We start from the raw sequence: 8,824 nt of genomic DNA, 5'->3' as shown, positions 1-8,824 counted from the left end.
CCGAGGTATTTTCAAAACCAAAGAAGCCGGGGGCGGGCTTTTCCGGCGGTTGACCGTCGTTTAAGGTCAGCGGCAGGCAAGAGCAAGCGAGGCGGCATGGACCTGATCGACGACGGACCGGAGGGCAACACGCCGGAATTCAGCGTCAGCGAACTCTCGGGCGCGGTAAAGCGCGTGATCGAGGGCGAGTTCGGTTTCGTCCGCGTGCGCGGCGAGGTCGGGCGGGTGTCGCGGCCACGCTCGGGGCATGTCTACCTGGATCTCAAGGACGACCGCTCGGTGATTTCGGGCGTGATGTGGAAAGGCGTCGCCGCCCGCCTGCAGACCCAGCCCGAAGAGGGGATGGAGGTGATCGCCACCGGGCGCCTGACCACCTTTCCCGGACAGTCGAAATACCAGATCGTCATCGAGGACATCCGCCCGGCGGGGGCGGGCGCGCTCATGGCGATGCTGGAAAAGCGCAAGGCGATGTTGCAGGCCGAGGGGCTGTTTGCGCCCGAGCGCAAGAAGCGTCTGCCCTACCTGCCAGAGATCATCGGCGTCGTGACCTCGCCCAGTGGGGCGGTGATCCGTGACATCCTGCACCGCCTGCGCGAGCGTTTCCCGCGCAAGGTGCTGATCTGGCCGGTGGCGGTGCAGGGGGCCAAATGCGCCCCCGAAGTGGCCCGCGCCATCGAGGGGTTCAACCGGCTGACCCCCGGTGGCGCCCTGCCGCGCCCGGACCTGTTGATCGTGGCGCGCGGCGGCGGCTCGGTCGAGGATCTCTGGGGCTTCAACGAAGAGGCGGTGGCGCGTGCCGCTGCCGCCTCGGAGATTCCGCTGATCTCGGCCGTGGGGCACGAGACGGACACCACGCTGATCGACTTCGTGTCCGACCGGCGCGCGCCGACGCCGACGGCGGCGGCGGAACTGGCGGTGCCCGTGCGCATGGAGCTGATCGGGGCGGTGCGCGACTTCGGCGCCCGCATGGAACGCGCCATGTCGCAGCGGCTGGAGGTGCGCGGCCAGCGGCTGCGCGATCTTTCGCGCGCCCTGCCACGCCCCGAGGAATTGCTGGACGGTCCGCGCCAGAGGCTGGACCTGCAGGGAGACCGCCTGCCGCATGCGCTGTCGCGCTCTGTCGAACGGCGCAGGTTGCACCTGTCCGAGACCGCGGGCAGCCTGCGCCCCGGCGTCCTGACCCGCGCCATCGCGGTGGAACAGCGGCGGCTGGAGGATCGCGCCGCACGGATTGGCCCGGCGCTGGCACGCCTGGTCGAGGCCCGGCGCGAGGCGCTGGGCCGCCGCGCCGACCGGCTCAGCCCGCGTCAGATCACGCGCGAGATCGCCGTGGGGCAGGAAAGGCTGGCCGGCCTGACCCGCCGGCTGGACGAGGCCATGACCGCCCGCCAGGGCGAAAAGCGCCGCAAGTTGGACGCGCTCATGCGCCTGCACGAGACACTGGGCTACCGCGAGACGCTGCGGCGCGGCTATGCCGTGGTGCGTGGCGATGGCCACCTGGTGACGACCAAGGCCGCCGCCGAGGGCGCCGCCGGGCTGGAAATCGAATTTGCCGATGGCACGCTAAAGCTTGGCGGGCGTTCCTCACCTCGCAAATCCGCCAAGCCGGAACCGCCGGAACAGGGCAGCCTGTTCTAGCGCCGAACCTTCATTCTGCGTCACAACCGCCCGCAGGCTTTCCTTTTCTTCTGCACTCGCATAGGATTCGCTGCATCGCACCAATGCCGGGGAGGGCACCAGTGGCCGAGAGTGAAAAACCGCTTCTGATCAAGCGTTACGCCAGCCGGCGGCTCTACAACACCGAGACCTCCGACTATGTCACGCTCGAGGACATTGCCGGGTTCATCCGGGACGGGCGCGACGTCAAGATCGTCGACCTGAAATCGGGCGACGACCTGACCCGGCAGTACCTGCTGCAGATCGTGGCCGAGCATGAAAGCAAGGGCCAGAGCGTCCTGCCGATCAACGTGCTGACCGATCTCGTGCGCAGCTATACCACCCAGGCCACCAGCGCGGTGCCGCAGTTCCTGGCCGCCAGCTTCGAGATGTTCCGCGACAGCCAGTCCAAGTGGTTCGAGAACGTCAATTCGATGAACCCGATGGCCAAGGGGTTTGAGGCCATGCAGGCCCAACAAGAGGCGTTCCTCAAGGCGATGGGCGGTCAGCTTCCGGGCGAGGACGAGCAAAAGCCGTCCAAGGAAAGCAAGGAAGACCTCGAGACCATCAAGAAACAGCTGTCCGATCTTCAGGCCAAGTTGTCCAAGCTCGACAAGTAAACCGCAGGGCAGAGAGCGCCCGGCCACCGTCCTGCATGGCAGGAGGGCGACCGGGACACCGGCTCTCCCGCCTCAGGTGCCGTAGGCGCGTTGCGGCGCCGTGGCCGTGTCTGCCGCGCGGGTCAGCACGGCGGCCACTGCATCGCAGTCCGTGAGTGAGAGGCGGGCGGGCAGGCGGGTGTCGCAGGCGCGCATCAGCATCGCGCGGGTCCGCGGCAAGTCGGGCATTTCGGGCAGGAACTGCCAGTTCCAGTAGGCGCGGGCGTTGTCACGGCTCAGGCCAAAGACCTGCACCTTGACGCCTTCCGCCTCGGCGGCCGCGACAAAGGCACGGACCTCGGCGTCGCTCATGCCGCACAGGTTGAACTGCAGCGAATCCGGCGCGCGTTCCTCGGGGGCCAGTTTCGCGGGCACCGTGATCCAGGGGCTGCGGTCGATCTGCGCCGCGACATGGTCATGGTTGCGGCGCCCGTCCGTCACCCGGCGGTCGATATGGGGCAGCTGGGGCCGGATCACCGCTGCCGAAAGGTTCGACATGCGCAGGTTGTACAGCGGCAACTGGTTCTGCCAGCGGGCAAAGGCCTGTTCCAGCTCGGCGGTATTGTCACCGGGGCGCAGGTGCTTTTTCCAGGCGTGCTCATAGGCACCCGACAGGATCACGGCCCGCGCCACCAGGTCGGCGTCGTCGGTCACCAGGATGCCGCCTTCGCCCGCGTTCACCAGCTTGTAGCTCTGGAAACTGAAACAGCCGACCCGCCCCAGCGTGCCGATCTTGCGCCCGTGCCAGGTGGTGCCCAGGCTGTGCGCCGCATCCTCGATCACCGGCACGCCGGCCTCGGCGCAGAGCGCCAGGATCGCGTCCATGTCCGAGGTATGGCCGCGCATGTGGCTGACGATGACCGCCTGCACGCCGGGCAGACGGGCGGCGAAATCCGTCATGTCGATGCGATAGTCCTCGCCCACCTCGCAGAGCACCGGCACCAGTCCCGCGTGCACGATCGACGAGGGCACTGCGGCAAAGGTGAAGCCGGGGATCATCACGCGGGCGCCCTTCGGCAGGTCCAGTGCCTCCAGCGAGAGGAACAGAGCCGCCGAGCAGCTCGACACCGCAAGCGCGTATTTCACCCCCATGAACTCTGCGAACTCGCGCTCCAGCAGGGCGACGGGCGCATCCTCGGGGGCGGTGTAGCGGAACAGGTCGCCGGACTGCAAAAGCCGGTCGATCTCGGCGCGGGCCTCGGCGGGGATCGGCTCGGCGTCGTGCATGTTCGGAAGCATGTTTTCAAAATCCTGAAGTTCGGTTTTCGAAAATGTAAATCAGTTAAGGGTGTGAGGAAAGCCCCAAAGCGTCGCACGCCGCCGGGCAGGCGCCCCGCGACGCGGCGTTTTCCGGCACGGAAAAACGCATCGGTTCCTGTCAAAGGATCCGATACGCCCATCCAATTTATCGGTGTGAAGGCCGGGCTACAGGCCCAGCCGGTCGCGCATCGCGTACCAGCTCATCGCCAGCACCAGCAGCGGCGAGCGGAATGCCGGCCCGCCCGGAAAGGCCGGGCTGGGCAGGGCGGCGAAGGTATCGAACCCCGCCGATTGCCCGCGCACCGCTTCGGCCATCAACTTGCCCGCCTGCACCGCGTTGCCCACCCCGTGCCCGGAATAGCCCGAGGCCGTCAGCACGTTGGGGGCCAGCCGCGCCAGGTGCGGCAGGCGTTTCATGGTGATTGCCAGCGTCCCGCCCCAGGCATGGGTCAGGTCCACGTCCCGCAGGTGCGGAAAGATCTCCAGCATCGGCTTGCGCACCGTTGCGCGGATGTCCGAAGGAAACCTGTACCCATAGCTTTCGCCGCCGCCGAACAGCAGCCGCCCGTCCGGCGACAGCCGGAAATAATTGACGACAAAGCGATCGTCCGACACGGCGATCTCCTCAGCCAGCACCCGCGCGGTGTCTGTCCCCAGGGGCTCCGTCGCCACCACGAAATTGTTGATCGGCATGACCCGCGCCGCCACCTGCCGGTCCAGCCCGCCCAGATAGCCGTTGCAGCCCAGCACCAGGTGATCCGCCACCACGCGCCCGGCCTCGGTCTGCACGGTCACGCTCTTGCCCCGCTGGATGTGATGCACATGGCTGCGTTCGAAGATCCGCGCTCCGGCGCCCTCGGCGGCCCGCGCCAACCCCAGCGCCAGTTTCAGCGGGTTCAGATGCGCCGCGCCCCGGTCCAGCACCCCGCCGCGATAGGCGGGAGAGGGGCAGAGCGCGGCAAAGCCGTCCCGGTCCAGCACCTCCAGCCCATAGCCATAATGCCTTGCCATGTGGTCCGCGTAATCGTGCAACTCGCGCACCGACCCGTCCGAGGACCCGGCCCAGGCGATGCCGTCGCGCAGGTCGCAGTCGATCCCGTGCCGCACCGCCAGGTCCCGCACCAGCGCCTTGGCCTCCTCGCCCAGCTCCCAGAACCGGCGCGCCTCATCGCGCCCCACCATCTTTTCCAGCTTGACCTGGTCCTGCCGCTGACCGCTGCCCAGCTGCCCGCCGTTGCGCCCCGAGGCGCCAAAGCCCACCCGGTGCGCCTCGACCAGCACCACGTCCAGCCCGGCCTCCGCCAGGTGCAGCGCCGCCGACAGGCCGGTGAAGCCGCCCCCCACCACGCAGACATCCGCCCGCACCTCGCCCTTCAGCACCGGGTAAGGCGGCAACTCCGGAGTCACGGCGGCATACCAGCTCTCAGGGTATTCCCCGCGCCGGTCGTTGGAAAACAGCAGGTTCAAGAGACACCTCTTGGCTTCTTCTTGGTGGAAATACCTCGGGGGTATGGGGGCAGAGCCCCCATCCTACCAACCTGCGCGCGCGTCAGCGCGCACCGCCGGATCACACGTTCAACAGCAGGTGCTCGCGCTCCCAGGGAGAGATCACCTGCAGGAATTCCTCGTATTCCGTGCGCTTCACGATGGAATAGACCCGCGCGAACTCCGGTCCCAGCACTTCGTGCAGGGCCTCCGCTCCATCGAAAATGTCCAGCGCCTGGCCCAGGACGCGGGGAATGTCGCCTTCGCCCTCGTAGGCATCGCCGCGGAACTGTTTCGACGGGCGCCGCTCTTCCATCAGTCCCAGGTAGCCGCAGGCCAGCGAGGCGGCGATGCCCAGGTAGGGGTTGCAGTCCATGCCCGCCAGCCGGTTCTCCACCCGGCGCGCCTCCGGCCCCGACAGGGGAATGCGGATGCCCGTGGTGCGGTTGTCGCGTCCCCATTCCAGGTTGATCGGCGCCGCGTGGTCCTTCACGTAGCGGCGATAGCTGTTCACATAGGGCGCCAGCACCGCGATGGCCGAGGGCAGATGCGCCTGCAGCCCGCCGATGAAATGGAAAAACGCATCCGTCTCGCCGCCCTGGGGACCGGAAAACAGGTTCTTGCCGGTTTCCAGGTCAAGTACCGAGTGGTGGATGTGCATGGCGCTGCCCGGCTCGTCGGCGATCGGTTTCGCCATGAAGGTGGCGAAACAGTCGTGCCGCAGCGCCGCCTCGCGGATCAGCCGCTTGAAGTAGAACACCTCGTCCGCCAGCTTGACCGGGCTGCCATGCCGCAGGTTGATTTCCAGCTGGCCGGCGCCGCCTTCCTGGGTGATGCCGTCGATCTCGAACCCTTGTGCCTCGGCGAAATCGTAGATGTCGTCGATCACCGGGCCGAACTCGTCCACCGCGGTCATCGAATAGGCCTGGCGCGCGGCGGCAGGGCGGCCCGAGCGGCCCATCATCGGCTGGATGTCCTTGGCCGGGTCGACATTGCGCGCCACCAGGTAGAATTCCATCTCCGGCGCCACCACCGGCTTCCACCCCTGTTCCTCGTAGAGCTTGACGACCCTTTTCAGGATGTTGCGCGGGGAAAAGGGCACCGGCACGTCGTGCCGGTCATAGGCATCATGGATCACCTGCAGGGTCCAGTCGCCGGTCCAGGGCGCGGCGGTGGCCGTGCTCATGTCGGGTTTCAGGATCATGTCGCGCTCGATGAACCCGTCGTCGCCCGCGGCCTCGCCCCAGTCGCCGGTGATGGTCTGGAAGAAGATCGAATCCGGCAGGTGGAAATACCCCATCCGGGCGAATTTCGACGCCGGCACCGCCTTGCCCCGCGCGATGCCGGGCAGGTCCGAGACGATGCATTCGACCTCGTCCAGGCGGCGCCCCTCCAGGTAGGCGCGGGCCGGTTCGGGCAGGGTTTCGGTCCAGTCTTTCGGGGCGCTCGTGTCCACGGGCTGTCCTTTGCGTTTCAGGCGGCGCGCTGCGGCAGCCGCTTGTGTTTCAGGAAGTAAATCAGGTCGTCGATCAGTTCGGCACTGTCCAGCGGCACATCCAGCCCGGCCTCGGCCTCCTGCAGGATCTGCTCGGGCACCACGCCCGGGCCGCGTTTGTCGATCAGGCCCTTGGTAAAGGCGCGGTCGAACTCGGGGTGGGGCTGCACGGTATAGGCCTTGCCGGGGTACAAGAGGGCGGCATGACGGCAGAAGTCATTGCTGGCCAGTGTCACGCTGCCCTCGGGCGGGTCCGTCACCTGGTCCTGGTGCCAAGCCATGACGGTTTTCGGCCCACGCCCCTCAAATTCGTAGGTCTGTGGCCCCACCGCCCAGCCGCCTGGATACTTGACCGCCGTGCCCCCCAGCGCCTGCGCGATCACCTGATGGCCAAAGCAGATCCCCACCAGCGGCTTGCCCGCCGCGACGATCTGCCGGATGAATTCTTCGAGCGGCGGCAGCCAGGCATGATCCTCGTAGACCCCGTGCCGCGATCCGGTGATCAGCCAGCCGTCGGCGGCCTCCGGTCCCGGCGGGAACTCTCCGTTGACCACGGACCAGGTTTCGAAGGTGAACCCGGCGTGGGACAGGCGTTCCATGAACATCTCCGGGTACTGGCCATGCTCCTGCGCCAGTTCCGGCACCACGATGCCCGTCTGCAAGATACCGATTTTCATGAAACACCCATGTTCTTGGTCCAAAAGCTAGGCGCGCGCCGCGCGCCCTGCAAGATCAGACCGTATCCAGGTAAAGGTCCATCTGTTCGTGCTTGTTCAGCTCGTCCATGTCCCGCAATTCCTGCCGCTTGGTCAGGACAAGGTTGCGGATCAGTTCCTTCGGAAAGATGCGGGGCATCAGCGGGCTGTCGGCAAAGGCCTCGATCGCGCTGCCCCAGTCGCGCGGGATATGCGGCAGGTCCTGGTCGTAGGCGTTGCCGGTGATGCGCGCGGGCGGCTCGGTGGCGTCCTCCATCCCCATCAGCGCCGCGCCCAGGATCGCCGCCAGCGCCAGGTAGGGGTTCACGTCGCCCCCGGCCACGCGATGTTCGATGCGGCGCGCGGCAGGCGGGCCAGAGGGCACGCGCACCGCCGCCGTGCGGTTGTCATAGGCCCAGCAGATCGCTGACGGCGCGTGAGAGCCGGGCACGATGCGTTCATAGCTGTTCAGGTGCGGCGCATAGACCAGCGCGCTGTCCGACAGCGCCGCAAGGCATCCGCCGATGGCATGGCGCAGGGCATCCGTGCCCTCCGGCCCGCCGTTGTCAAAGATGTTCTTGCCGTCCGCGTCCAGCACGCTGAAATGCGCATGCATCCCGTTGCCGGAATAATCCTCGTAGGGCTTGGCCATGAAGCTGGCGGCAAAGCCGTGTTTCCGGGCCAGCCCCTTGACCAGCTGTTTGAACAGCCAGGCGTCGTCAGCGGCCTTCAGCGGGTCCGCCTGGTGCATCAGGTTGACCTCGAACTGGCCGATCCCCGCCTCGGAAATCAGCGTGTCGGCGGGAATGTCCATGACCTCGCAGGCCTCGTAGAGGTCGGTAAAGAAGATGTCGAAGGCATCCAGCGCCCGGATCGACAAGACCTCTGCCGCGTCGCGCCGCTTGCCCGAGCGGGGGCTGATCGGCACCTGCAGGCGCCGGGTGCTGTCGTCGATCAGGTAGAACTCCAGCTCGACCGCCACCACCGGCGTCAGCCCCTTTTCGGCAAAGCGTTTCTGCACGAAGGACAGCGCATGGCGCGGGTCGCCCTCGAAGGGGCGGCCATCCTCGTGGAACATCCAGATCGGCAGCAGGGCTGTCGGCGCCTCCAGCCAGGGCATGGGCACAAAGCCGCGCTCTGTCGGAAACAGGATCGCGTCGCGGTCGCCACTGTCAAAGACCAGCGGGCTGTCGGCGATGTCCTCGCCCCAGATGTCGACGTTCAGCGCCGAAAAGGGAAAGCGCGTGCCGTCCTTGAGCATCTTGACGGCGCTGGGGATGGGCATGCGTTTGCCCCTGGCAACGCCGTTCACGTCACAGGCGGCGGCTCGGATGGTGCGGATTTGAGGGCGGTCGTGCAGCCAGTCGGCGCTGGGGGCGGGCATGGGGATCTCGTGCTTTCAGAATTTGATCAAATTCATAGGCGAGCCCGCGCCTTTGGGCAAGGGGGGCGTTCACGGCGCATCGCGGGAAGGGGTAGCGCGCCCGCTTTGCGGGCAGCTTTCGGGCCGGGTTAACCGTTCCTTGCCGGTTTGTACGTTTTGCCGGAATCGACGTACGTTTTGTACAAAACGT

At 67.0% G+C, this 8,824-nt stretch carries 7 protein-coding genes; 2 read left to right on the top strand and 5 right to left on the bottom strand.

What is annotated here, in order from left to right:
- Positions 1 to 96: 96 nt before the first annotated feature.
- Together xseA and phaR are read left to right on the top strand one after the other, a co-directional pair.
- Positions 97 to 1,638 carry an exodeoxyribonuclease VII large subunit gene (xseA, locus tag PVW46_RS16285; RefSeq protein ID WP_069209089.1) on the top strand — a complete coding sequence of 514 codons (1,542 nt, stop codon included), beginning with the start codon at positions 97 to 99 and terminating at the stop codon, positions 1,636 to 1,638.
- A 101-nt stretch (positions 1,639 to 1,739) separates the two neighbouring features.
- Positions 1,740 to 2,276, top strand: a complete 537-nt coding sequence (gene phaR, locus PVW46_RS16280; protein WP_069209090.1) for a polyhydroxyalkanoate synthesis repressor PhaR — start codon at positions 1,740 to 1,742, stop codon at positions 2,274 to 2,276.
- Positions 2,277 to 2,348: 72 nt separating this feature from the next.
- Here phaR and PVW46_RS16275 read toward each other — a convergent pair whose 3' ends face one another.
- From PVW46_RS16275 to PVW46_RS16255, 5 genes are all read right to left on the bottom strand, one after another.
- Entirely contained in the window at positions 2,349 to 3,554 is a 1,206-nt protein-coding gene (locus PVW46_RS16275) for a DegT/DnrJ/EryC1/StrS family aminotransferase (RefSeq protein WP_069209091.1), read from the bottom strand.
- Positions 3,555 to 3,740: 186 nt separating this feature from the next.
- A complete protein-coding gene (locus PVW46_RS16270) occupies positions 3,741 to 5,042 on the bottom strand; it encodes an NAD(P)/FAD-dependent oxidoreductase (RefSeq protein ID WP_069209092.1) in 1,302 nt (433 codons plus the stop codon).
- 100 nt (positions 5,043 to 5,142) lie between these two features.
- Positions 5,143 to 6,516, bottom strand: coding sequence for a glutamine synthetase family protein (locus PVW46_RS16265; protein ID WP_043138010.1), 1,374 nt, complete (start codon positions 6,514 to 6,516; stop codon positions 5,143 to 5,145).
- Positions 6,517 to 6,533: 17 nt separating this feature from the next.
- Complete coding sequence (locus PVW46_RS16260; protein WP_069209093.1) at positions 6,534 to 7,232, bottom strand: type 1 glutamine amidotransferase; 699 nt, start codon at positions 7,230 to 7,232, stop codon at positions 6,534 to 6,536.
- Positions 7,233 to 7,287: 55 nt separating this feature from the next.
- Complete coding sequence (locus PVW46_RS16255; protein WP_069209094.1) at positions 7,288 to 8,634, bottom strand: glutamine synthetase family protein; 1,347 nt, start codon at positions 8,632 to 8,634, stop codon at positions 7,288 to 7,290.
- Positions 8,635 to 8,824 lie beyond the last annotated feature (190 nt).

Source organism: Mameliella sp. AT18 (genome assembly GCF_028807275.1).
Taxonomy (GTDB): domain Bacteria; phylum Pseudomonadota; class Alphaproteobacteria; order Rhodobacterales; family Rhodobacteraceae; genus Antarctobacter; species Antarctobacter albus.
The sequence above is the reverse complement of the archived record's forward strand: the minus strand, read 5'-3'. Positions and strand labels throughout refer to the sequence as shown.

Coding starts and splice junctions, on each gene's coding strand:
- xseA (WP_069209089.1), top strand. CDS start 97: ATGGACCTGATCGACGACGGACCGGAGGGCAACACGCCGGAATTCAGC.
- PVW46_RS16275 (WP_069209091.1), bottom strand. CDS start 3,554: ATGCTTCCGAACATGCACGACGCCGAGCCGATCCCCGCCGAGGCCCGC.
- PVW46_RS16260 (WP_069209093.1), bottom strand. CDS start 7,232: ATGAAAATCGGTATCTTGCAGACGGGCATCGTGGTGCCGGAACTGGCG.
- PVW46_RS16255 (WP_069209094.1), bottom strand. CDS start 8,634: ATGCCCGCCCCCAGCGCCGACTGGCTGCACGACCGCCCTCAAATCCGC.